The sequence below is a fragment of the Streptomyces sp. NPDC057280 genome (genome assembly GCF_042668605.1).
Classification (GTDB): Bacteria; Actinomycetota; Actinomycetes; order Streptomycetales; family Streptomycetaceae; genus Streptomyces.
Map to the genome: position 1 here is coordinate 106,530 of NZ_JBHUYR010000010.1, position 24,155 is coordinate 130,684.

Consider the following 24,155-nt stretch of genomic DNA (forward strand, 5'->3'; position numbering starts at 1 on the left):
GTTCTCTTCCGTCGTAGGACCTCTCGGGGGGCACCTGGAGCCGGGGCCGCCGCCGGCCCCTCCCGCGGTGCGCGGGGGCGGGGCCGGCGGCGGCCGGTGTGGCGTCAGTGCGGGCGGCTGGTGACCGGGGTGCCGCTGTCGCTGTCGCTTCCGCTGCGGGCGCCGGGGATGCGCGGCGCGGCCTCCGCCGCCTCGGCCTCGGCTTCGGCCTCGCTGAGGCCGTAGCGGGCGTGGAAGGCGCGCAGCGGGCCGGGCGCCCACCAGTTGGCGCGACCGAACAGCTTCATCAGTGCCGGCAGGAGACCGCCGCGGATGAGCGTGGCGTCCATGAGGATCGCCAGCGCCATGCCGAGGCCGATCGCCTTCATGTAGCTGATGCCGGAGGTGATGAGGACCAGGAAGACCAGCGAGAGCAGGACCGCCGCGTAGGTGACGACCCGGCCGACACGCTCGAGACCGTTGGCGACGGCCAGCTCGTTGTCGCCGGTGCGGTCGTACTCCTCCTTGATCCGCGACAGCATGAACACCTGGTAGTCCATCGACAGGGCGAAGGCCAGGCCGAAGCACATGATGGGCACGGTCCAGGTGATGCTGCCGGTGATGATGAAGTCGCCGAACAGGCTCGCCATGTGGCCTTCCTGGAAGATGAAGACCAGGGCGCCGAAGGTGGCGGTGAGGCTGAGCACGGTGAGCACGACCGACTGGAGCGGCAGCAGCACGCTGCCGGTGAGCAGGAACAGCAGCAGGAACATGCCGATGAACAGGATCGCCCCGGACAGCGGCAGGTTGTCGCGCAGGGTGTCGAAGGTGTCGACGCTGACCGCGGCCGGACCGCCCACCTTCACGTCGAACGGTGCCTTGGTGTCACGCACCGCGTCGACCAGCTTCTCGCCCTGCGACCCGTAGGCGTCGACCGACGGCACCACGGACAGGTAGGTGCCCGTGGCCACCCCGAACCGGGCGTTGGCCTCGGTCGCGTCGGCGACCTTGGCGCCGTCGACGTAGGTGCCCGTCAGGGCGTCCACGCGGCTGACGTCGGCGACCTTGGAGAGGTCCTTGGCGTAGGTGTCGATGGCGGCGGTCTTCGCCTGCGGGTTGCCGGCGTTCGCCGCGACCACCGTCAGCGCCTGCTGCTCACGGGTGTCGAAGTCGGCGCGGAGCACCTGGGCGACCTGGGCGGACTTGGCGTCGGAGGGCAGGACCGCCTCGTCGGGCAGCCGCAGCTTCATGTTCAGGGCCGGCAGGCCCAGGGTGATGACGACGGCCAGGACGAGCACGGCGACCCGCACCGGGCGGCGCATCACCGCGGTGGACGTGCGGTGCCAGAAGCCGCCGCCGTCCTTGGCCGGGTCCTGCTTGCGCTTGCCCAGGCTCCACTTGTCGACGCGCGGGCCGATCCAGCGCAGGACCGCGGGCGCGAGGACGAGCGTGACCGCGGCGGCGACCAGGGCGGTCGTCATGCAGCCGATCGCCAGCGAGCGCAGCATCGTGAACGGCAGGACGAGCAGACCGACGAAGGCGACGGCCACGGTCAGCGCGGAGAACAGGATCGTGCGTCCGGCGGTGCGCAGGGTGGTGGTGATCGCGGTGTTGATGTCCTTGCCCAGCCGCAGTTCCTCGCGGTAGCGGGTCACGAACAGCAGGCAGTAGTCGATGCCCAGACCGATACCGAGGAACGTGGTGGTGTTGACGACGACGCTGGAGGTGTCGTTGAAGAAGGTGATGGCGAACAGCGCGCCCATCGACGCCAGCATCGCTCCGAAGGCGACGGCCACCGGCAGCAGCGCGACCAGGGCGCTGCCGAAGATGATGACCAGCACGATGAGGACCAGCGGGAAGACCATGCCCTCGGCCTTGGAGGCGTCCTTGCTGGAGGTCTCGATGTTCTCGTGCCACATCATGGCCGAGCCACCGGTCTTGACCTCGAGGCCTTGGAAGGTGCCGGAGTACTTCTCGTCGATCTTCTTGGCCCAGTCGATCTGGTCGTCGAAGTCGCCGTTGATCCGGCCCAGCACGATGGCCTTGTGGCCGTCCTTGCTGCGCAGCGCCTTGCTGCCGGTGGTCCAGTAGGAGACGACGTCGGTGAGGTCGGACTCCTTGGCCAGCTTCTGCGTCAGGTCACGGCCGGCCGCGGCGACGGAGGCGTCGTCGACGCTCCGCTTGTCCTCGACCAGCAGCAGCAGGTTCGGTTCGCCCTGCTTGAAGGTCTTCTCCAGCTCCTCGGCCGCGGCACGTGACTCGGTGCCGGTGGCCTCGTAGCCGCCTGAGGTGAGCCGGTCCTGCAGGCCGCCGCCTGCGGCACCGGCGAGGAACACCAGCAGCAAGGTGAAGAGGACCACCTTGCGCGGTGAGCGCAGCACCAGGCGTGAAAGCCTGTCGAACATCGTATTCCTCCTATGTGTGGGTGAGAACTTCGGCTTCACGCCGCCCGGGAGGGTCCGCTCACGGCCGCGAAAGTGCGGTCGAACCAGTCACGTGCCAGGTCGTAGAACTCGGGGGCTCCCCGGTGCACGTTCAGCGAGTGGCCGACGCCGGCGACCACGTGGGTCTCCAGCCGGGCCTCGGGTGCGTAGTACTCCCGCTCGAAGGTGTGCACGGACTCGGAGTGGGCGGCGAAGCCCACTGCCGGGCTGGAAAAGAGCGCGTCGTGTTCCCCGACCACCACCAGGACGGGCACCTTGACGGCCCGCGAATGCTCGGGCCGGTAGGTCTCGGGCAGTGAATTGCCCTCGCCCCAGGTGGCGGTGGACTTGATCAGTTCGTTGTGCGCGGACAGTTCCGGTTCGATGCCGCCCGCAAACTCGAGCATCCTGGCGCGGCGTCCGGGACGCTGCGTCAGATACTCGGCGGGCGCGCCGAGACCGGCGAGCAGGGGATCCTTGCTCGCCTCGTGAAAGAAGTCGTGGACCTTGTCGACCTTTTCGTAGAAGTCGGTCGTGGTGTGCAGCATGCCGGTGATGACCAGGCCGTCCACGTCCGCGTGCCGGGCCGCCTCCACGAGGGCGATGCCCGACCCGTAGGAGTGGCCGACGCTCACCACGTGCGTGAAGCGGTGGCCGCCGGGGGTGCCCGAGCGCAGCAGCGCGATGGCCCGGTGGATGCTCTCCACGTGGTTGTCGAGGTTGACGTCGTCGCCGTGCGGCCTGCTGGAGGCGCCGGTGCCGAGGCGGTCGAGCAGCAGCACGGCGTATCCGGCGCGCAGCATGTGGGCGCTGTAGTCGTAGGCGCCGGGCACGGTCCAGTAGCGGCGGTCGTAGGTGAGACCGGGGATGAGCACCTGGACGGTGTCCGACCCCTGTTCGGGCACGAGCAGCCGGCCGGCGATGTGCTGGTCGGTGCCGTCCACGGGCACGCGCACGGTGATGTCCTCGCCGACGCAGGGCGGGGTGTCCGCCTCGGGCAGAGGCGCCGGGACGACGGTCATGGGGTTCTCCTTGCGTTGTGCACGGGCGTACCGGGGGTGCTGGGCGCGGCCGCCGTCGGCACCTGTTCGGGCGCGGGCTGCGCCGGTCCGGTGCTCCGGCGGGCGGACAGGTCCGCGATGTTCGTGGCCTCGCGCTCTTCGGCCTGGGAGCGGCGGGCACCGAGGCCGTGGGTGGTGCTGGGCGGTCCGACCGGGCCGGGGCCGCTCGGGCCGCGCAGGGCCGCGGCTATCACCCGCGGGTGGAACATCGCGGTCGGCGAGGCGATGAGCTGGGTGTGCTGGAGCATCAGCGTCGCCGCGTGCCGGTCGGTGACGGCGGCGGCGGCGAGCCGGTCCACATAGCGCTTGCCGAGCCGGGTCACCACGTCGGGGCGGGTGACCTCGTAGACCCAGGGGTAGGAGAAGTCCATGCCGGTGGCCAGCTGCCAGGCGGGGGTCATGGTGCGGGCGAAGGCCTTGCGCAGAGCGCCGGCCTGACCGACGTGGGTGCCGCGCGCGGCGAGCCGGTCCCTGAGCACCAGGGCGCACTGCACGGCGACGGACATGCCCTGCCCGTAGGAAGGGTTGAAGCCGCCGAACGCGTCGCCGATGACGAGGAAGCCGTCGGGCCAGCGGCTCAGCTTCTCGTAGTGCCGCCAGCGGTTCTCGGTGCGGCCCGAGCCGTAGACCGGTCCGACGGGGGTGGCGGTCTCGACGACGTCGCGCAGTACCGGGTCGCGCAGGGTGCCGGCGGCGCGCAGCAGGCCCTCGTGGTCGGTGGGCGGGCGGTCGCCGCCGCTGGCGGACACCGACACCATCCAGCGGCCGCCCTCGATGGGGTTGAGGATGCCCTGGCGAGGGGTCTGGGGCGAGGCCATCAGCAGCATGCAGGACCAGTCGGCGACGTGGTCGGCGGGCGGCTCGTAGACGCTGGTGGCGTACGCGGTCTTCGCGTCGACCACGGACTCCCGCGGGCGCTCGTAGCCGAGCTCCTCCAGCCACTGCGGGGCCTTGGACTTGCGGCCGGTGGCGTCGACGACGAAGTCCGCGTCGATCAGGTACTTCTCGCCCCAGCCGGTGCGCGCCTCGCCGTCCTTGCCGCGCACCCAGACGCCGACGACGCCGCCGTCGCGCCCGCCCTGGAGACCGAGGGCCTCGTGCTCGGTGACGAACTCCACCTTGGGGTTCTTGCGCAGCCGCTCGCGCACCACCGCGTCGATGACGTCGCGGGTGCCGGTCAGCATCGCCATGTCGGTCTCGAAGCGGGACATCCAGCCGCCCGGGGCGAGCAGCAGCATGTCCTCGGGCATCCGGACGCGGACCATGCCGGCCGTGATGAGTTCGTCGGTGATGCCGGGGAACAGCTGCTCCAGGCCCCGGTGGCCGGCGGCCATCAGGTTGTGCGCGTGCCGCGCCTGGGCCACGCCCCGCCGCCAGCGGGGCTCCACGCTCAGCTGGTCACGCTCGATGACGGTGACCTTGCTCAGGTACGGGGACAGAGCTTGCGCTGCGGCCATTCCGGCGAGGCTCGACCCGATCACGACGGCGTGGTCGGCACCGCCGTGCCCGCCTCGGGCACCTGGGTTGAGGCTCATGTGTGCGCCCTCTCTCGTGCGTTGTGGGTTGCGTGGTGCGGTGCCTCCGCGTCCCGGGGCCGGGTCCGCGGGACGCGGAGGGCGGCACTGCCGGTGACCGGCCGTCCGGTAGGGCGTCAGGTCGGGGTCGGGCTCGCGGTGGGGCTGCCGCGCAGGGCGGCCACGGCCGAGGGCAGGCCGTCGGCGACGGTCGGATACGCCGGGCGCCAGCCCAGTTCGTCCCGTGCCAGGGCGTTGCTCAACCGGTAGGAGGTGGTCAGTGAGGTGGTGACGGAGCGGCCGAGGACGAGCGAAGCCACGGCCCGGGGTACGGGTGCGGCCGACTCGGCGCCCAGCGCGCGGGCGGCTTCTCGGGCGAACTGCGCGAGCGGCAGCGGCTGGTCGTCGGCGATGTTGTACTCGGCGCCGGCCGGTGCCCCGTGCAGGGCGGCCACGTAGGCGGCCGCCAGGTCGTCGAGGTGGACGCAGCTCCAGTAGTTGGAGCCGTCTCCGGGGTGCCGGATGCGTCCCGTGCGGTCCGCCTGGTCGGCGAAGGCCGCCCGGAAGTTGCCGCCGGGTCCGTAGACGAAACCGGCGTGCAGCACCACCGCGTCGAGGCCGTCGGACGCCTTGGCGCGCAGCCGGGCCGTCGCCGCGGCGTGCCACACCCCGAGCGGGGCGGGGCGGTGCGGCACGGTCTCGTCGATCCACCGCTCGCCGTGGTCGCCGTAGACCCAGGCGCCGCTGGCGTACAGCAGCCGCCGGCCGTGCGTCAGGCAGGCGTCGGCCAGGGCGCCGGCCATGGTGGCGTCGGCCCGGCGGATGCGCCGGATGCGCGCCTCGGTGAGGCGGCCGGTGAACCGCAGCTGCGCCGCGTGCACCACCGCGTCGACGTCCTGGACGAGCGGTGCGTACGTCTCGGGGCGCAGCATGTCGCCGGTGCGCAGGTCCGCCCCGGCGGCGGCCAGCCCGGCCGCCCGGGACGGGTCGCGCACCAGGCCGGTGACCCGGTGCCCGGCGGCGAGCAGGGCACGGGCGACGGCGCCGCCGATGTACCCGCTCGCGCCGGTGACCAGGACGCGGCGGGCGGTGCCGGTCACAGGTACTCCACCGTCGGGCCGGCGGGCAGCCGGTGACGGGTGTCGAGGACGAACGAGGCGTGCTGGGTGATCAGGTCGAGGTCGAACGCGCTGTGGTCGGTGAGCAGGACGACGGCGTCGGCCGCGGCGATCTCCTGCTCGTCGAGTTCGGTGCGGATGACCCGCGGGTCGACGGGGGCGCTCTCCACGACGTGCGGGTCGACGGCCCGCACCTCGGCACCCAGCCGCAGCAGCCCGTCGACGACGCGGACGGCGGGCGACTCGCGGGCGTCGCCGGTGTCGGGCTTGTAGGCCAGGCCGAGCACCAGCACCCGGGAGCCGGACAGGGCACGGCCGCGCTCGTTGAACGCGGTCAGCAGCCGCTGCACGACGTAGGAGGGCATGTGGTCGTTGACGTCGTTGGCGAGCTCGACGAACCGGAAGCGGCGGCCGAGGGCCCGGTTGACCCGCCAGGACAGGTAGACCGGGTCGACGGGCAGGCAGTGGCCACCGACGCCGGGGCCGGGGGTGAAGCGCATGAAGCCGAACGGCTTGGAGGAGGCGGCGTCCACCGCTTCCCAGACGTCGATGCCCAACTCCCGTGCGTAGACGGCGAGTTCGTTGACCAGGGCGATGTTGACGTGCCGGAAGGTGTTCTCGACCAGCTTGGTCAGCTCCGCCACCTTGGGCGACTTCACCGGCACGGTCGTCTCGACGACCGTGCGGTAGAAGGCGTCGACGGCGGCGAGGGAGGCCTCGTCCACACCGGAGACGACCTTGGGGGTGGTCTCCAGGGTCCACACCCGGTTGCCCGGGTCGATCCGCTCCGGGCTGTAGCCCAGGTGGAAGTCGGCGCCCGCGGTGAGCCCGGAGTACTCCTCCAGGATCGGGGCGACCAGTTCCTCGGTGGTCCCGGGATAGGTGGTGGACTCCAGGACCACCGTGGCACCCTGGCGCAGGAACCGGCCCAGGATGCGGGCGGCCGACTCGATGGCCCGAAGGTCGGGGACGCCCTCGCGCAGCGGCGTCGGGACACTGATGACGGCCACGTCGAAGCCGCCGACCGCGCGCTCCTCGGTGGTGGGCAGATAGCGCCCGCTGGCCAGTGCGGCAAGGAGCCGCTGCGGCGCGACGTCCTCGACGAAGGACTCGCCCGCGGCAAGCCGCTTGACGCGGTCCTCGTCGACGTCGAAACCGACGACCGTGGTGTTCTCGTCGGCCTCCACGGCGCGTACCGCGAGCGGCAGGCCGACGTACCCCTGGCCCATGATGACGATCTTTGGCATCGACCCGTCCGTTTCTGATGAAGTCGTGTGGTGGCGGTCGCGGCTCAGGTCCAGCGGCCGGTGCCGAAGGTGGCCTGTGAATCGAGCACCTGTCGGCGCAGGTCGAAGCGCCGCACCTTCCAGGTGCCGGTGCGCGGGAAGTCCTCCCACGCGATGACGTGCGGCGGGGCGAGCTCGGGCAGGCCCCGAGTGGCCTCACGCCACTCCGTCTCGCTCAGCTCGCCCTCGGAGAGGCTGAGGACCGGGACCGGCTTGCCGCCCTCGGGGTCGCCCAGGACGATCACTTCGGTGGCCCGCCGGATGCGCTCCAGCAGGATCGACTCCAGGGCGATGGAGCTGGTGCCGGGGATGAGGTCGACCTCACGGTCCTGGAGGCGCAGCGCGCCGGTGCGGGACTTCACGCCGAGGTCGCCGGTGTTCCACCAGCCGTCCCAGTCCTTCTCCCGGGCCCGGTCGTCCTCACCGAGGTAGGTCAGGCAGCGGCCCTTGGTCTTGACGAGGACCACACCGGCCTGGCCGGCCGGAACCCGCTTGCGGGTGTCGGGGTCGACGATCTTGACCTGGGTGATGAAGGGGATCGGGCGGCCGACGACGTTGGTGACCGGGTCGAGCGCCCCTTGGTTCTTGCGGATCTGCTTGCGGGAGTAGACGGCCATGGCGACCGGGCCCGTCTCGCTCTGTCCCCACACCTGACCCCACACCGGACGGCTGTGGTCCGAGGCGTCCATGAACGCCCGCACGGTGGGCGGGTGGATGGCGTCGAAGGTGTTGACGAAGAACCGGACCCGGCTGAAGGCGGAGCGGTGCGTCTCGGTGAGCCGCTCCCAGCGCTGGAAGATGTTCGGGCAGGCCTCGAGCACGGTGGGCCGGTGCTCGCTGAGCACTTCGGCGACCAGGTCCGGCTCGTTGCCGCCGAGGATGACGACCTTCTTCGGCGGGCGGGCCAGCTGGGCGAAGGTCCAGGTGATGGCCCGGCCGTGGACGAAGGCGATGCAGGAGGCGAAGACGTCGTCGGGCCGGATGGACAGGCCCGGCAGCGGCATGGTCTCGAGCTTGGTGAGCACGCCCAGGAGGGTGTTGGGCGAGTGCACCACCAGCTTCGGCACACCGGTGGTGCCGGAGGTGTGGGTGCAGATCATCGGCTCGTGGTCCGGGCGCAGGTTCATCGGCGGGATGTCCGCGCCGGCGAGCGAGGCCAGGCTGATGCCGCCCTCGGCCAGCGCGGGGTCGCCGTCGATGGCGATGACCTGGCAGCCGGGACCGGTCAGCTTCACACCCTGGGCGGCGGCCGCGCCGAGCACCGAGCCGGAGGCCACGAGCACCTTCGGCTGGAAGCGCTCCATGATCTTGGCGTGCACGTCCGGGGCGTTGGAGGAGGAGATCATCGCGGGCAGCGCGCCGATCCGGGCGGCGGCCGCGGCGAGCAGCACCACGTCGTGGTGGTTCTCCTTGATGATCGCCAGGTGGTCGCCGCGGCGCAGACCGGCCGCGTGCAGGCGGCCGGACATGTCCGCGACCAGCCGGGCCAGGCCGGCGACGTCGTAGGTCCGGCCGCCCTCGGGCGCGATGTCGTAGGGCCGGTCGAGGTACCAGGTGGGGGTCTTCGCCTCGGCGTAGTACTCGAACAACGCACCCAGGTTCTTGGGGCGTGGGGTCTTCTTCATGCTCTGCCTTGCCTTCCTGGGATTCAGCGGATGACGAGCAGGTTGGCGATCAGCAGGGCCGCCACCCCGAGTCGGTGGGTGTCGACGCCGAGCTTGCGGGCCAGCAGCGCGTTGTTCTGGCCCAGCCCCGCTCGCAGCTGCCGGGCCCGCATCACCAGGACGGGGACCATGCACAGCAGGAACCAGCCCGGTACGGCGTCGGCCACCCAGGCGATGAGCAGCGCCGCGGTCTCGGTCAGCGAGATCAGGGCGATGGCCACCGAGTAGGCGGCCGGTGACAGCACGGTGGCGAGGTTCTTGCGGCCCGCCTCACGGTCGCCGTCACGGTCGTTGACGTTGGAGTACACCGACACCAGCAGCGACCAGACGCCGATCAGATACGTCTCCAGCGCGATGACGCCGGTGAAGTGACCGTCGGTCAGGCCGTAGGGGATCAGCGCCATCAGACCGGGGCTGAGTAGCAGCACCAGTTCCTGTCCGCCGCGGTAGCTGAGCCGCATGCCGTGCGAGTACTGGACGCTGATCGCGATCTGGAAGGGGATCAGCACCAGCACCCAGGCCGGGGTGTGCGGGGCGACGGCGACGGCCACGCCCATCCACACCACGCTCGCCAGCAGCGTCAGGTATCCGAAGCGCAGGGCCTGGTGCTCCGTCAGGTCGCCGTTGAGCAGCGGCTTGCGCTGACGGTTGCGCAGCGCGGCCTTCGGGTCGTAGTTGACGTCGTCGCTGCCGTCCCGGAAGCCGTGCACGTCGTCGAACGCGACCGTGGCGGCGGTCATCGCCACCCAGCCGAGCGTGCTGACGACCAGCGTCCACAGCACCCTGGGGTCGTCGCGCAGATCGGAGGGCAGCAGCGCCCAGACGACCGGCGCGGCCAGGTAGTAGTCGAAGAACGACAGCTTCGCCAGCCGCGCGTAGGCGCGCAGCCGCCCGGTCGGCTTGACCGCGAGGGCCTGGCTCATGTCCGCTCCTCCTTTCTTCGTCGTTGCTGTGGGGCCGTCAGGCGGTACGGGGCTTGCGGCCGACGGTGGATATCTGGACCTGGCTGAGCCAGTGGTGGGCCGGGTCGCCCATCTCGCTGATCGCCTCGGCGATGCGCTCCTCGGTGACCAGGCCGGCGGCCACGATCTGCGGGGCCATGAACTCCAGCCACAGCTGGTAGTGGCGGGCCTGGTCGGAGCCGCCGCGCACCATCACCACGCGGCCCTCGGCCGTGACGTCCTCCAGACCCGAGGCGAGCGCCAGCTGGAGGTCGACGTGACCGCCGCGCGGGTCGTGACCGGCCTCGCGCATCAGCCCGTAGCCGGCGGCGCGCACGTCCTGGAGGAAGTCCTCGCCGGACGCGGAGCGGAACAGGGTGGAGGAGTCGGTGTCCTCCAGGAACAGCAGGCCACCGGGGCGCAGCGCGCGTACGAACTTGTCGATGACGGCCTGGCGGCCGGGCAGGTGCTGGACCAGCATCCGGGCGTGCACCAGGTCGAAGGAGTTCTCCGGGAGTTCGTCCTCGCGGATGTCGATCTCCCAGACGTCGAGCGTGCCCTTCTTCTGGTCCTCGAGCAGACGCACGGTCTTCAGGTCGGCGGCGACCGTGCGGCCGGTGGGGCCGACCAGCTCGGCGAGCCGGCGGGCGGCCGAGCCGGAGCCGGCGCCGACCTCCAGGACGTGCCAGCCCTCGCTCACCCCGAGCCTGTCGAACCGCTCGAAGGTGCCCGGGTCCCAGATGGCCTCGTTGGTGATGAGCCGCTCGGTCTCCTTGTCCCAGGAGGAGTCGAAGACGTACTCCTGCGCGGCGTCGGCGCTCTGGACGGTTGTCGTCATGGCAGGTGGCTCCCTAGGCGAAGAAGTCGCAGATGGTGTCGGCGATGCGCTCGACGTCGGCGTCGGTCAGGTGCGGCCAGATCGGGATGGCCAGGTTCGACCGGCTGGCCCAGCGCGCGTTCGGCCAGTCGGCGCCCTCGGGGGCCCAGGCGTTGAATGCGGGCTGCAACGGCAGCGGCGTGGGGTAGTAGACGTGCGAGCCGATGCCGTTCTCAGTCAGGTAGGCGCGCAGGTCGTCGCGGCGCGTCACCTGGATCGGGTAGACGTAGTAGCAGCGGCCGTTGCGGCCGGCCGGCGGCGGCTTGACGCCTCGCTCGGCCAGCGGGGCGAACCGCTCGGTGTAGTAGTCCGCGATGGTGGCGCGGCGCTCCAGACGGTCGGCGAGGGTGGGCAGCCGGTGCAGCTGGAAGGCCGCGATGACCTCGTCGAAGCGGCTGTTGCGGCCGATGCGGTGGTGCAGGAAGCGGTTGACGCCGTCCTGGCCGTGGTTGCGCAGCATGCGCACGGCGCGCGCCAGTTCGGGGTCGTCGGTCAGTACGACACCGCCCTCGCCGGCCGTGCCGAACGCCTTGACCTGGAAGAAGGAGAAGACACCGAGGGTGCCCCAGCGGCCGGCCGGGACCCCGTCGAGGACCGCGCCCTGCACGACGGCCGCGTCCTCGATCACCGCGATGTCGTGGCGCCGCGCGATCTCGTTGATCCGCGGCATGTCCGCCATCTTGTTGAACAGGTGGGCGGGCATGACGGCGCGGGTGCGGTCGGTGATCAGGGACTCCACCGAGTCCGGGTCGATGACCATCGTCCAGGGGTCCACGTCGGCGAAGACCGGCGTGGCGCCCGCGTTGGCGACGGAGGAGGCGACGGGCTGGCAGCAGAACGCGGGCACGATGACCTCGTCGCCGGGCCCGATGTCCAGGGCGCCGACGGCCAGTTCCAGGCCGCCGGTGCCGCTGCCGCACGCCACGACGTCACCGGCGCCGGTGGCCTTCTTGATCTCCTGCTCGAACTCGGCGGTGCGGCGGCCGAGGATGAAGCGCTGCTCGGGGTCGGTGCCCACCTCGAACATCGCCTTGAGCAACGCGTCGCGGTCCGCCTCGAACAGGTCGGGCGGGAAGAAAGGCAGTGTCCTCAACTCTGGCTCCCCTGGAAGAAATCCCGGATGGTGTCGGCGACGAGGTCGAGCTGCGTCTCGGACAGGTCCGGGTAGAACGGCAGCGCCACGGCGTTGCGGCAGGCGGCCTCCGCTACGGGGAAGTCGCCGTCGCGGTAGCCGAGTTCGGCGAAGCAGGGCTGTACGTGCAGCGGGATCGGGTAGTACGTCTCGGTGCCGATGCCGCGCGCGTTGAGGTGGGCGACCAGTTCGTCGCGCCGCTCGACCTCGATCTCGTAGACGTAGAAGACCGGGGTGGTGGGGACCGCGCGCTCCACCACGGTGGGCACGCGCAGGACCCCCGGGATGTCCTTCAGGCGCTCGGTGTAGGCCTCGGCGAGGTGAGCACGCCGGGCGATGTCCTGGTCGAGGTCGGTCAGCTTGGCCAGGAGGACGGCGGCCTGGATGTCGTCCATCTTGGAGTTGGTGCCGGAGGCGCCGGACAGGTTGGAGATGCCGGCGATGTGGTCGATGGTCTTGCCCATACGGCCGTGGTGGCGCAGGATCCCGGCCCGCTCGGCCACCTCGTCGTCGTCGGTGAGGACCATGCCCGCGTCACCGATGGCGCCCAGGGTCTTGGTCGGGAAGAACGACAGCACGCCGCCGCGTCCGAGCAGACCGGCGTGCTTGCCGTTCCACCGCATGCCGATCGACTCGGCACTGTCCTCGAGCACGGTCACGCCGTGCGCGGCGGCGACCTCGCCGATCGCGTCCATGTCGGCGAGCTGGGTGAACAGGTGCGCCGGCATGACGGCCTTGGTGCGCTCGGTCACCGCCCGCGCGAACGACTCGGGGTCCATCGCGTAGGTCACCGGGTCGATGTCGGCGAAGACGGGCGTGGCGCCGGCGAGGGCCACGGAGGTGGCGGTCGCCGCGAAGGTGAAGGCGGGGACCACGACCTCGTCGCCGCGCTGGACTCCGGCCGCGCGCAGCAGCAGCACCAGGGCGTCGGTGCCGTTGTTCATGGCGATGGCGTGCCGGGCGCCGGTGTATTCGGCGATCGCCCGCTCCAGTTCGAGCACCTTGCGGCCGTGCGAGTACTTGCCGCGGTCCATCACGTCGGAGGTGTGGGCCGCGATCTGCGGCCACAGCCGTTCGAAGGTGGCCGCCTGGGAGAAGAACGGCACCCCGGCCGCGGTCTGTGCGCCGGCCGGGGCCGACGTCGCCACACTGTTCACGCTGCTCCTTCACGGATAGAGGGACCGCCGCGGTGCGCGGTGTCCGGGACCGGGCTCGGCCGTTCGGTGCGCAAGGAGGCGCGAGGGCCGGTCCCCCGCGTCGGGCGCACGCCGTGGGGGAGGTCGGTCGTGGCCGGTGTCCGGACGGTGACGCTCATCGGCGTGCGCCCGACGGCTCGATCATGAACATGACCTTCCTGGCGATGGGAGGGGACGCCTGGGGGTGCGCCGCTGGGGTTGAGCGGTGCGGAACCGCGGTTGCGGGGAATGACCCTGCGCCGGTGAGTCTGCGCAGGACGGCCTGTGTCCGACTAAAGCCGTGCACGAGCGGTCGTTTCAGGGGGGTCGCGGGGAGGGCGAGATGGGTGGCGGGGGGAGGGGTGGGTGAGGGTGGCCTCGGTGGTGGGGGGCAGCCGATGTACTGACCGGCGGGGGTGGCTCGGTAATGCCTGCGGCGCAACTTGCTGCCAGCGCCCTGTGCTTGGCCCCCGTCGGCAGGACGGGCGAGGCTGGTGTGCAGTCCTGTGGGACCGTCTGCGTCCCCGAACACCACCGGACCCGTGACCCCGGGCACCAATCGGCCCGCCCCGACCGAGGAGCCGACCATGTCCCAGCACGCAGTCCTCGGCGCTCCCCCCACCGCTCCCGGCGCCCGCCGCCCGCGAGCCGGTGAGCAGCATTTCGTCCTGCGCGACGACATGCCGGTCGGGCACCCGCTGTTCAACGACACCCCGAACCTGCACGACCCGCTGATCTTCGTGGAACTGATCCGCAGGGCCGGCCTGCACGTCGGGCACCGCAACTTCGGGGTGCCGGCCGAACGGCCCGCGCTGTTCTACCGGTTCGCGCTGCGTCTGTCGGATCCGGCCGTCTGGCAGGACTGCGCCGAGGGCGCCCGGCTGGCCCTGGAGATGCGGGCCGAGCCGACCCGGACGGTGGCCGGTGTGCCGCGCAGTCTGCGGCTGGGCGGGACCCTGCGTCTCGACGGCGCCGAGGCCTGCACCGGTTCGGCCGAACTCCTCTTCGTCACCCCGACGGTGGCCCGCAACCACCGCGCCACCAGTCGCCTCGCGGCGCTGGCCCGCACCCCCGCCGACGACGGCCCGCGTCCCGGCCTGCGGCCCGCAGCACCCTCGCTGGTCGGCCGGTGCACCCCGGACAGCGTGGTGGTGTCGCAGCCGGTGCGCCAGGGCGCGACGCTCACCACGACCGTCCTGGTGGACCCGTCCCACCCGGTCTTCTTCACCGGGGCCACCGACTCGGTGCCCGGGCTGCTGCTCGTGGAGGCGCTGCGGCAGAGCGCGTTGCTGGCGGTCGCCTCCGACGGGGCCGCGCCCTGTCCGACGGCCCTGGACCGGCTGTCGGTACACCTGCGCGGCCACGCCGAACTGGATCTGCCGCTCCTGTGCACCGCCCGCACCGAACCCGGCGGGATCGACGGCACGGGCCGCCGTCTGACCCGGATACTCCTCACGCTGCGCCAGGCGGGACGGACCACCGCCCAGGCAGAGGCGGTGACGGCGGAGGCCGGATGAGCGGGCACACACCGCACCCGTCGTACGGCGGCCCGGGCGACGCGCGTCGGGACGCAGGGCGCGCGTCGCGGCACGCCACCGGCGAAGCCGACGACGCCACGACGGCCCGCCGTGGGCCCGGATGCCGGCCGGTGGGTCCTCGTCCGCGGGCCGGGGCGGTCTCGGTGGTTCGGTCCGTGTCCTGTCCGTCGACCGTACGAAGAGGTGGCAATCCCTCATGACTGCCGGTGGTGCCTTCTCCCCCGGGTCCGCCCCGACCCTGGCCGGACACGTCGCGCTGCCGGACGACCTCGACGGCCGCGCCGGCGGCGGGCTGCGGACGTTCCTGCGGGACGCGCTCGACGAGGCGCGGGGCCCGTGCCCGCCGCTGGGCGAGGGCCAGCCCCTGCTGCTGTCGGGAACGTACGTGGCCGACCCCCCGTTCTACGGCGACGGCGACATCGGCCAGCTCGCGGCGTGCTGCGCGGTCAACGAACTGGCGGCGGCGGGCGCCCGCCCCCTCGGCCTGTCGGTGTCGGCGGTGGTCGAGGCAGGGCTGCCGCTGCGTCAGGTGCGCCGGGTGGCCGACTCGGTCCGCGACGTGGCCCAGGCGGCCGGGGTGTCGGTGCTCGACGTGGACGCCCGGGTGGTGCGCGCGGGCGAGGCCGACCAGATCTATCTGCACACCGCCGGACTGGGGGTGCTCTCCCCCGGCGCCGGCCAGGAGACCCCGCCGCGGGCGGGCGACCGCCTCCTGGTCAGCGCCCCGCTCGGCGGTTTCGGCGCCCACCTGCTGTCGGCCCGGGCGAGGCTCGGGCACGAGGGTGTGGTCTCCGCCGCGTGCGTGCCGCTCGCCGGACTGCTGGAGCAGGTGCGTGGGGCGCGGGCCGACGGGGCGCTGCGCGCGGTGCGCGTGGTGGGGCGGGCCGGCCTGGCGGGCACGCTGCACGCGTACGCGTCCGCCACGGGTCTGGGCATGCGGGTGCGGGAGGCCGCGCTGCCGGTGCACTACGAGGTGCGGGTGGCCCTCGACGAGCTCGGCGTGGAGCCGGTGCACGCGGCGACCGTGAGCTGTGTGTGCCTCGTCGTCTCCGCCGAGGCCGCGGACGACGTCCTCGCCGCGCTGCGCGCCCATCCCTACGGCCGTGACGCCGCCGTCGTCGGCGAGGTGACGCCACCCGGCCGTCATCCGGTCGAGCTGGCTCTCGTCGACGCGCGCACCATCCCCGTCCGGGCCGCCGCCGAACCTCCCGCCCGGTTGGCCTGATCAGCCCGTAGGGTGGCCAGGCGACTGATTTCCATTCCGCGGGGGGGTACACGCAGGATGCCGGACATATCCCTTTCTGACGCCGCTTTCGACGAGCTGGACGAGAAGGGGGTGTCGGCATACCGGGAGGCCGTCCACGCCGGTCGCTACGCGCCCGATCACATCGCCCAGGCGATCGGCATCCCCCTTCGGGAAGCGGAGACGATCGGGCAACGGCTCGTGCACCTGTGCCTGTTGCGTCCGATGCCCGGCGCCCCGGACGTGCTGGTGCCGGTGAGCCCCGACGCGGCGGCCGCGAACCTGGTCGGGCCGGCCGAGGAACAGATCCGGGAGCTCCAGCAGTCCGTCTCCCGGACCCGCGACGGCCTGCTGGCCCTGCTGCCCGCCTACTTCGAGAGCCGCCGCCGGCGCAATCCCATGGAGTCCTTCGACATCATCAGCGACTACCTCGTCGTCGAGGCGCTGCTGAAGGACTGCGGCGACCGCTGCCGCACCGAGGTGCTCACCGTCCAGCCCGGCGGCCCCCGCCCCGCCCACCTGCTGGAGAGCGCCCGCGCGCTCACCGCCGAACGCCTCGCCCGCGGCATCCGGGTCCAGCACCTCTACCAGCACACCGTGCGCGGGGACCTCGCCAACACGGCCTACATCCGCGACGTCACCGCGCTCGGCGCCGACGTGCGCACCACGGACCAACTGGTCGACCGGATGATCATCTACGACAGGGAGATCGTGTTCCTGCCCGAGCAGGGCGTCGAGGGGCGGCCGCCGGGAGCCATCGTGGTGCGCGAGCCCACCCTGGTGGCCTTCCTGTGCAAGCTCTTCGACCATCTGTGGCTCCAGGCCACGCCGTTCGAGCCGGACGCCGAGGAACACACCGACATCTCCGACGACGTGAAGTGGGCCATCGTCAAGCTGATGGCGCAGGGCTACAAGGACGAGATGGTGGCCCGCAGGCTCGGCATGTCGGTGCGCACCTGCCGTCGCCACATCTCGGAGATCATGGAGGAACTGGACGCCACCAGCCGCTTCCAGGCCGGGGTGAACGCGGTGCTCTCGGGCCTGTTCCGCGACTCCGACCCCCCGCGACCCTCCTGACCTGTGCGAACGCACGGGCGCCGGCGGGACGGCAACGGTGTTCACCGGCGGGGAAGTTGCTGCCGCGCAGCTTGCTGCCGCCGGTCCGCGCTGGTGCCGGCGGCGCGGGCTCGGCCACCCTGATACCGGCGGCACACAGACCGCGGTCCGGCCCGAGCACCCCTTCCGGGGGCCGGATCGCGGTGCCACGCGACGGAAGGTGGTGACGGCGTGGACGGCTCGAGCCCCTCCGCACTGGCCGACCCGCCGGCCCGCGGCGGCGCCCCGCGCGGCCTGATCCACCGGCAGCGCTCCTGGGAGCCCTTCGGCCTGTCCGACGCGGACACCGACCACATCCAGGAGTTCGTGCTGACCGGCGAACTGCCCACCGCCCACCCCCTCCTGGCAGCCGGATCCCACCGTTTCCACGATCTCCAGACGGCCGTCGACATGGTCCGCGAGACCGGCGAGTTCATCGGGCAGACCCATTTCTCGGTGCCCGCCAACCGCACCGCCGTCTTCTTCCGGATCGCCGTCGCCACCCAGGACATCTCCGCCTGGCGCACCTCCGCGGGCCGGGGCGGCCACGCCCCGCTGCTCACCAGCGAGTTGCGGGTGCGCCCCGACAAGGTCATCGACGGGGTGCCGCGCGCCCTGCGGTTCAGCGCCCGGCTGAGCATCGACGACGTCCCGTGCGGCTCGGGCAGCGCCGACGTGGTCTTCCTGCCGCCGGTGGTGCACCGCAACCACCGCGTGCTCAGCCTCGCGACGGTCCTGGCCGCCTCCGACGGCGAGCCCGCCGTCACACGGCCCGCCGACCCCGCCGAGGTGGGGCGCGCTCACCCGGACACCGTCCTGGTGCACGGTCCCTTCGAACTCACCCACGGCCGGCTGTCGGCCACCGTGCGCGTACCCGACGGCTGGCCGTTGCCCGACGGTTCGGCCGAGGGCCATGTGCCGGGCCTGGTCCAGCTGGAGGCGTTGCGCCAGACCTCCCTGCTCGCGGCCGGCCGGATGCACCATCTGGCCACCGACCGGTGCACCCTGGGCTCGCTGAAGGTCCATTTCCGCGGATACGCGGAGCCGGACCTGCCGATGCGGTGCTCGGCGGTGGTCGGCCTGTGCGCACGGGACGCCGAGGGCCGCAGGCTCAGCCCGGTGACGCTGACCCTGGCCCAGTCCGGGCGTGCCGTGCTGGAAGCGGTCGCCACGGTGGTGGAGGACCTGTGACGCGTTCCTGCCCCGCCTCGTCGACGGGAGCTCGCCGCAGCCCGTCAGCCGACCGCGGCCAGTGCCCCGGTGATGGCGGTGACCGTCTCCGGATCGAGCATCGTGGCGACCTCGGTGTCGAGCGTGCGGCCCAGACCGGGGTCGTGGACGGCCGCGCTCACCACGAAGGCGGCTCCGCCCGCGTCGACGGCGTAGGTGGAGAAGGACCACTCGGCGCCGGTGCCCGCACGGCCGTCCGGCCGGTTGACACGGACCGGCTGGCCGGCGGGGCCGAAGCCGAACTCGGTGAACCGGAACGCCATGCCCTGTCCGATCGCCTTGCTGTAGGCCTCCTTCAGCGTCCACAGCCGCAGCAGGGCGCCGTCCCGGTCCTCCTCGGGCAGCTGCTCCAGGTCCCGGCTCTCCTGCGGGGTGCAGGTGTGCCGCCGCAGACCTCTGCGGTACAGCTGCCGGGAGGCGGGCTCGGCGTCCACCCCGATCAGCCCCCGGGTGGTCAGGCCGACCAGGAGCAGGTCCGCGGTGTGGCTGAGGCTGATGTCGATCTGGTCGAAGCCCCGCACGAAGGGGCGCCCGGTGGGACCGTACGACAGCTCCAGATCGGCGGGGTGGACGCTCAGCGCGGCGGCGGCCGCCCGTTTCAGCAGGCGGCGTGAGGCGGCGTAGCGGGCGCGCAGGTGCCGGTGGCCGAGCGCGCGATAGCTCGGCAGGTCACGGCCCAGCACCTCGTGCAGCAGGCGCTCCTCACCGGGCGGCACCTGCCAGTCGGTGAGGCGGCCGTGCACCAGCGCGGTGCCGTGCCGGCGCAGGTCGGCGCGGAGCGGCGACCAGTCGGCGCCGTCGGGTGTCATGGCGATCGGCTCGCCCGGTGACGGGCGCGGCGGACAGTCCATCGGTCAACTCCTCGCTTTCGTGGCAGGTGTGGCGTCGTCCCGCCGGTGCGGGGGCGTCAGCCGGCCAGCGGCATGTTGTAGAGGTCGAAGCCGTGCGGGTCGCGGAACCGGGCCACCACCTCCCGGTGCACCCGGGTCAGGCACTCCGCAGGCAGCTCGACGTCCCTGACGCCGAGGCGGCCGGCGATGCGGTACAGCGCGGCGGCCGCCCACGCGGGGTCGGCGAGGAAGGGCTCGCCGTGCGCGTCACCGCGGCGCCACACCCCGAGCACCGCGGCCGCGGCCAGCACCAGGACATAGCGGTCGGCGAGCGCGAACCACGCCGGACCGACGGAGCGTTGCGGGCCGGGCGGCTCCAGCGCGAGCACCCGGCCGCGCAGGTCCCGCAGTTCGTCGACCATCCGCTCGGCCAGGGTGCGCAGGACGCGCTCCACCGCGTCGCCGGTGGGCAGTTCGGCGACGGTGGCCGGCAGCGAGGCGCTCAGACCGTCTCGTCCGTCGGTCAGCACGGGTGTGTCGTCGTCGTAGGAGAACGGCGGCAAGGGGGCGCCCGGTCGGAACATCGCGGCCGGGGCCTGCTCCCCCGTGAACCACGCGCGGCGTGCCAGCAGCGGCAGTTGCGGGATGATCGTGGCCTGGCAGGCGGCCGTCCCCGCGTGTCCGAGGCTGATGATCGGCACGTCGCGCAGGTACTTGTGGAAGACACCGGCCGGGCCCTCACGGGTGTAGATCCGCGAACCGAGCACGCTGGCCAGGTCGTGGAGGGTGTCCCTGAGGACCTTCGGCAGCAGCGACTTCAGGGCCGCCGCGTACAGGCTGGTCTCGGCGGGCCGCAGGTGCAGCGCCCGGGTGGTCACCACCGCCAGGCTGTCGTACAGCAGCAGGTCGACGAACGCCCACGTGAGTGTCGCTGCCGCACTGTGCGGGTCCGGGGCCGCGGTGACGCCGGCGCCCAGCACCCGGCCTGCCCGCAGGGCGGTGCGCAGGCCGGTGTCGACGGCCGCGACCGCGAGGGAGGAGACCAGGGTGCGGCTCATCCGGGAGGCGAGCAGCGATGTGGTCGCGCCGCTGCCCATCGGCCCGAGCAGGGCGCTGTCGGGCACCGGGCAGTCGGTGAAACGGGCGCCGGTGCGGAAGTAGCCGCGCAGCCCCACCGGTTCGGCGCCGGGCCGGCCGGTGATCTCGAAACGGTCGGGCGGCAGTTCACGCGGGTCCAGCAGCAGCGTGGACAGCCGACCGCCGTCGCCGCCCTGGGCGGTGGACAGCACCATCACGAGCGCGTCGGCCCGTTGCAGGTTGTTGACGACCTGTTTGGCCCCGGTCACCGACAGGCCCCCGGGCCGGGGGACGCCCCGCACCCGGCCGCGGACGAAGTCGTTGGCGTGGGCGGTCTCGTGCTGGGCCAGCGACGCCTTGGAGCCGGACAGCAACTGCCCCGCCAGCACGCGCTGTTGCGGGGCGGTACCGCGCAGCCACACGTGGTTGGCGGCGGCGAAGGTGGTCATGCCGTATCCCATGCCGAGGCCCACGTCCCGGCGGAAGACCGCCCGCATCACCTGGAGCAGGGTCTCGGGCGAGTCGAAGCGGCCGCCCAGAGCGGTGGGCACGAACTCCTCGTTCATCCCGAAGGAGTCCAGCACCGCCTCGGCCGGGTCGCAGATCACCCCGGCCCGGTCGGCGGCGAGCAGGGTCCGGTAGCCGGAGGGGTTGGTGTCCTCGGCCGGGTCGCCCAGCAGGGCCTCGAGTCGCCGCACCCGCTCATGCCCCGCCGCCGGCTCTCCGGCGCGCGAGGGGCGGGTGAGGGCGGCAGCGTTCACCGCGGTGCCCCGTCGGCCCGGCTCCCGAGGAGGCGAGCGCGCGCGGCGCCGTGTCCGGTGTCCGTGGAAGAAGAACTCAACGTCGGCCCCCTCTGACGCGCTTCGGCGGCGCGGCCCGCTCCGCACGGCACTGTGCTCTTGGTCCGGATCCTGTCGAGACCGGCTAAAGAGACACTTGCGAACGGCCCCCTGCGCGGGGCTCATCTCAGCGAAACCGCGCGTGAGCCGGGAGACTGGGGGGTCGGCACGTCCCGTACCGACGTCAGAGAGCGGGGGTTCTCGTATGCGATTCAAGGTGCTGGGGCCTCTGGAGGTGTCCACGGCGGCCGACGCCCGGACGGTGACGCCTCGCGCCGCGAAGGTGCGGGTGGTGCTCTCGACGCTGCTGGTGCGCGCCAACGAGGTCGTCTCCGTCGACGGGCTGATCGACGAGCTGTGGGGCGAGCAGCCGCCGCGCACCGCGATGACCACGCTCCAGGTGTACATCTCCCAGCTGCGCAAGCTGCTCCAGGACGTCCAGCCGGAGCTGGGGCGCGACGCCCTGCTCACCCGCGCCCCCGGCTATCTGCTGCGGGTGGACCCCGGCCAGCTGGACCTCGCGGTCTTCGAGGACCTGCACCGCCGGGGCCGCGAGGAGCTCGGCCAGGGGGATTACGCGGCCGCCGCCGAACTCCAGCGGCAGGCGCTCGCCCTGTGGCGCGGGCCGCTGCTGTCGGACACCCCGCACGGCAGCCTGCTGAAGAGCATGTCCGTCCGGCTCGCCGAGGCCCGTATCGCCGCCCTCGAACAGCGGGTGCGCGCCGAACTCCAGTTGGGCCGGCATCAGGAGATCCTCGGCGAGCTCCAGGCGCTGACCACCGAACTGCCGCTGCACGAGGACTTCCACGCGCACCTGATGGTGGCGCTGTACCGCACCGGCCGGCAGGCGGACGCGCTGCGCACCTTCGGCGAGCTGCGGCGCACCCTGGTCCAGGAGCTGGCGATCGAGCCGGGCCGGCGACTCCAGCAGCTGCACAGCCGCATCCTGACCGGCGACCCGGCGCTGCTCCAGCCGGCGGCCAAGCGGCAGCAGCGGGTCATCGTTGACCGGCCGGCCGCGGCGACCCCCACCGACCAGGCGCCCTCCGTCTCTTTGACGCTCCCTCAGTTCACGTCCGTGGAACCGTACTTCACCGGTCGCGAGGAGCAGCTGGAGCAGCTCGCCGGATGGCTGCGCGGCCTGCCCGGTGGGGGCTGCGTCCAGGTGACCGGCCCGGCGGGGATGGGCAAGACCGCGCTCGCCGTGAGCGCGGCGCATCGCGTGGCGGAGCTGTTCCCCGACGGGCGCGTCCTGGTCGGACTGCGCGACGAGGCGGGGCGTCCGCTGCCGGCGGAGCGGGTCCCGCACGCGGTGCTGCGTGCCCTGGGCGGCGCCGACCGGCCCGCGCCCTCCGCGGCGGCCGCGCGCGACGCCGTGCACCGGCTGACCGAGGGGCGCCGGCTGCTGCTGGTCCTGGACGACGCGGTCGACGCCGAGCAGCTGCGCGCGCTGCTGCCCCTGCCGACGGGCTGCACGACCCTGGTCACCGGGCCCGCCGTACTGCCCGGCGTCGAAGGACCCGTCCTGCCGCTCGAGGAGCTGTCGCCCGCCGACGCCCGCGAGCTGCTGCTCACGGCGTCCGGCCGCACCCCTTCCGCGCACCAGGGCGTCGAGGCGCTCCCCGACGAGCCGGAGGCAGCCTCGGCAGAGCCCGCCGCGGGGGACGTCTGGGACCGGCTCGCCGATCAGTGCGAGCGGTTCCCCGGCGCGCTGCGTGCCGTCGCACAGCATCTGGCGCTGAACCCGCACCGCTCCCCCGCCGACCTCGCCGCCCGGCTGTCGGCCGCCGCCAGCCGCCCGGCCGCCCTGCGCGCCCTCGACGAGGAGCACGGCCGCTCGCTGTACGCCGCGTACGCGGCGGCGTCCGAGGAGGTGCGCCGTACGGCCCGGCTGTTGAGCCTGCTGCCACCGGAACCGTTCACGAGCGCGGACGCCGCGGTCGCGCTCGGCGTACCTCAGCAGGCCGCTGAGGCGCGCATACGATCCCTGGTCGCGGCCGGCCTGCTGGCCACCGCCCCGGACGGCAGCGTCCACCGGTTCCCCCCGCTCCAGCGGCTGACCGCCGCCGAGGCCCTCGGCGAGGAGGAGCCGGTGCGGCTGCGGGCCGCCCTGATCCGGCTGAGCGAGGCGGCGGCCGACCGCGCCGAGAGCGCCCAGCGTGCCACCCGCGTCGACGGACTGCACCCGTTGGACTGGTTCACCCGCCGACGGGCGGACCTCGTCACGTTGCTCGACCGGGTCCACGGCGCGGGCCTGTGGGCGCACGTCCTGCGGATGGCCGACGCCATGAGCGCCTTCCTGGAGGCGCTGGCGGCCTGGGACGCCTGGAAGCACACGCACACCCTGGCCCTGGACGCCGCCACGCGGCTGCCGGACGAGGCGGCCCGGGCACGGGTGCTGCGCTCACTGGGCGACCTGGCCTGGCAGCGGCAGCGGTGCGAGGAGGCGCGGGAGCTGTACGAGCAGGTGCTGGCCTGTCCGCAGGCCGACGACGCCGAGCGCAGCCGCGCACTGGCCGGGCTGGCCGATGTGCGGCTCGGTGACGGCGCCGGCTCAGCCGCGGCCGGTCTCGTCGCGCCTGCCCTGCTCCGGGCGTCCGGTGACGTCCGCGGCCGCTTCGAGGCCCATCGGGTGCTCGGCCTGCACGCCCTGGACGCCGAGGGGCCGGCCGCCGCCGAGCGTCACTTCCGGGAGTGCCTCGCCCTCGCCGGCACGCTGGACGACCGTCGTCTGGAGGCCTACGCGCGGCGCTGGCTGGTCCGGCTGCGGGACGGCTCCGTCCACCCGGGCTGGACGGAGGTCCGGCCGGGGGTCTGGCGGGGCAGGCGGACGGTGGAGGCGGAGGCGTCGGCGCGGCCTGCGCGCCGGGGGGTGCCGAGCCTGCGCTGACCACCGCGGGCCCGGCCCGGCCCAGCCCGGTTCGGTCTGGTTCGGTTCGGTCCGATTCGGCTCGGAAGACACCAGCGGGGCCGTCCGGCGTGCGGACGGCCCCGTAGCTGTGGGTCGGCGGCAGGTGCGGCGGTGGTCCTACTGCCACTTCTCGTCGGCGAGAGACAGCACGACATCGCCTCCGTCCGCAATCACCGGCGTCGAGGTGAACATGTCGCGTGGACCAGCGGTGTGAACCATGTC

Annotated in this window: 17 protein-coding genes; 5 read left to right on the top strand and 12 right to left on the bottom strand. The window is 72.9% G+C overall.

The annotated features are described in order from the left end of the window. Window positions 1–104 precede the first annotated feature (104 nt). From ACFUO4_RS38005 to ACFUO4_RS38050, 10 genes are all read right to left on the bottom strand, one after another. Entirely contained in the window at window positions 105–2,384 is a 2,280-nt protein-coding gene (locus ACFUO4_RS38005; protein ID WP_079312212.1) for an MMPL family transporter, read from the bottom strand. A gap of 35 nt (window positions 2,385–2,419) precedes the next feature. After that, window positions 2,420–3,424, bottom strand: a complete 1,005-nt coding sequence (locus tag ACFUO4_RS38010; protein ID WP_383493625.1) for an alpha/beta hydrolase — start codon at window positions 3,422–3,424, stop codon at window positions 2,420–2,422. Further along, complete coding sequence (locus ACFUO4_RS38015; protein WP_383493628.1) at window positions 3,421–4,998, bottom strand: FAD-dependent oxidoreductase; 1,578 nt, start codon at window positions 4,996–4,998, stop codon at window positions 3,421–3,423. The genes ACFUO4_RS38010 and ACFUO4_RS38015 overlap by 4 nt, the downstream gene beginning before the upstream one ends. Before the next feature lie 116 nt (window positions 4,999–5,114). Continuing rightward, window positions 5,115–6,077 (bottom strand): NAD-dependent epimerase/dehydratase family protein, encoded by a 963-nt coding sequence (locus tag ACFUO4_RS38020; protein ID WP_383493631.1) that lies wholly within the window; start codon window positions 6,075–6,077, stop codon window positions 5,115–5,117. Beyond that, on the bottom strand, window positions 6,074–7,342 hold the full coding sequence (locus ACFUO4_RS38025; protein WP_383493634.1) for a nucleotide sugar dehydrogenase: 1,269 nt from the start codon (window positions 7,340–7,342) through the stop codon (window positions 6,074–6,076). Before ACFUO4_RS38025 ends, ACFUO4_RS38020 begins: the two co-directional genes overlap by 4 nt. A 44-nt stretch (window positions 7,343–7,386) precedes the next feature. Further along, entirely contained in the window at window positions 7,387–9,006 is a 1,620-nt protein-coding gene (locus ACFUO4_RS38030; protein WP_383493637.1) for a class I adenylate-forming enzyme family protein, read from the bottom strand. Between the two features lie 23 nt (window positions 9,007–9,029). Then, window positions 9,030–9,968 carry a UbiA family prenyltransferase gene (locus ACFUO4_RS38035; RefSeq protein WP_383493640.1) on the bottom strand — a complete coding sequence of 313 codons (939 nt, stop codon included), beginning with the start codon at window positions 9,966–9,968 and terminating at the stop codon, window positions 9,030–9,032. Between the two features lie 37 nt (window positions 9,969–10,005). Continuing rightward, window positions 10,006–10,824 (bottom strand): class I SAM-dependent methyltransferase, encoded by an 819-nt coding sequence (locus tag ACFUO4_RS38040; protein ID WP_079312226.1) that lies wholly within the window; start codon window positions 10,822–10,824, stop codon window positions 10,006–10,008. A gap of 13 nt (window positions 10,825–10,837) precedes the next feature. Beyond that, window positions 10,838–11,956 (bottom strand): DegT/DnrJ/EryC1/StrS family aminotransferase, encoded by a 1,119-nt coding sequence (locus tag ACFUO4_RS38045; protein ID WP_383493644.1) that lies wholly within the window; start codon window positions 11,954–11,956, stop codon window positions 10,838–10,840. Beyond that, window positions 11,953–13,152: a DegT/DnrJ/EryC1/StrS family aminotransferase gene (locus ACFUO4_RS38050; protein WP_383493647.1), complete on the bottom strand. Its 1,200-nt coding sequence runs from the start codon at window positions 13,150–13,152 to the stop codon at window positions 11,953–11,955. The genes ACFUO4_RS38045 and ACFUO4_RS38050 overlap by 4 nt, the downstream gene beginning before the upstream one ends. Before the next feature lie 605 nt (window positions 13,153–13,757). Between ACFUO4_RS38050 and ACFUO4_RS38055 the strand changes: the two genes are divergently transcribed. The 4 genes from ACFUO4_RS38055 (at window position 13,758) to ACFUO4_RS38070 (ending at window position 18,237) form a co-directional block, all read left to right on the top strand. Next, a complete protein-coding gene (locus ACFUO4_RS38055) occupies window positions 13,758–14,687 on the top strand; it encodes an AfsA-related hotdog domain-containing protein (RefSeq protein WP_383493650.1) in 930 nt (309 codons plus the stop codon). A 217-nt stretch (window positions 14,688–14,904) separates the two neighbouring features. Continuing rightward, the gene (locus ACFUO4_RS38060; protein WP_383493653.1) at window positions 14,905–15,933 is read left to right on the top strand and encodes an AIR synthase-related protein; all 1,029 of its coding nucleotides are present in this window, start codon (window positions 14,905–14,907) and stop codon (window positions 15,931–15,933) included. Between the two features lie 57 nt (window positions 15,934–15,990). Then, window positions 15,991–17,028 carry a LuxR C-terminal-related transcriptional regulator gene (locus tag ACFUO4_RS38065; RefSeq protein ID WP_383493656.1) on the top strand — a complete coding sequence of 346 codons (1,038 nt, stop codon included), beginning with the start codon at window positions 15,991–15,993 and terminating at the stop codon, window positions 17,026–17,028. Between the two features lie 210 nt (window positions 17,029–17,238). Further along, the gene (locus ACFUO4_RS38070) at window positions 17,239–18,237 is read left to right on the top strand and encodes an AfsA-related hotdog domain-containing protein (RefSeq protein ID WP_383493659.1); all 999 of its coding nucleotides are present in this window, start codon (window positions 17,239–17,241) and stop codon (window positions 18,235–18,237) included. 44 nt (window positions 18,238–18,281) lie between these two features. On the opposite strand, the gene ACFUO4_RS38075 is transcribed toward ACFUO4_RS38070, so the two are convergent. Beyond that, a complete protein-coding gene (locus tag ACFUO4_RS38075; RefSeq protein WP_383493662.1) occupies window positions 18,282–19,127 on the bottom strand; it encodes a 4'-phosphopantetheinyl transferase family protein in 846 nt (281 codons plus the stop codon). Between the two features lie 56 nt (window positions 19,128–19,183). Then, window positions 19,184–20,944, bottom strand: coding sequence for an acyl-CoA dehydrogenase (locus tag ACFUO4_RS38080; RefSeq protein ID WP_383493665.1), 1,761 nt, complete (start codon window positions 20,942–20,944; stop codon window positions 19,184–19,186). 283 nt (window positions 20,945–21,227) lie between these two features. On the opposite strand from ACFUO4_RS38080, the gene ACFUO4_RS38085 reads away from it, so the two are divergent. After that, entirely contained in the window at window positions 21,228–23,912 is a 2,685-nt protein-coding gene (locus ACFUO4_RS38085) for a BTAD domain-containing putative transcriptional regulator (RefSeq protein WP_383493668.1), read from the top strand. Window positions 23,913–24,155: the final 243 nt, after the last annotated feature.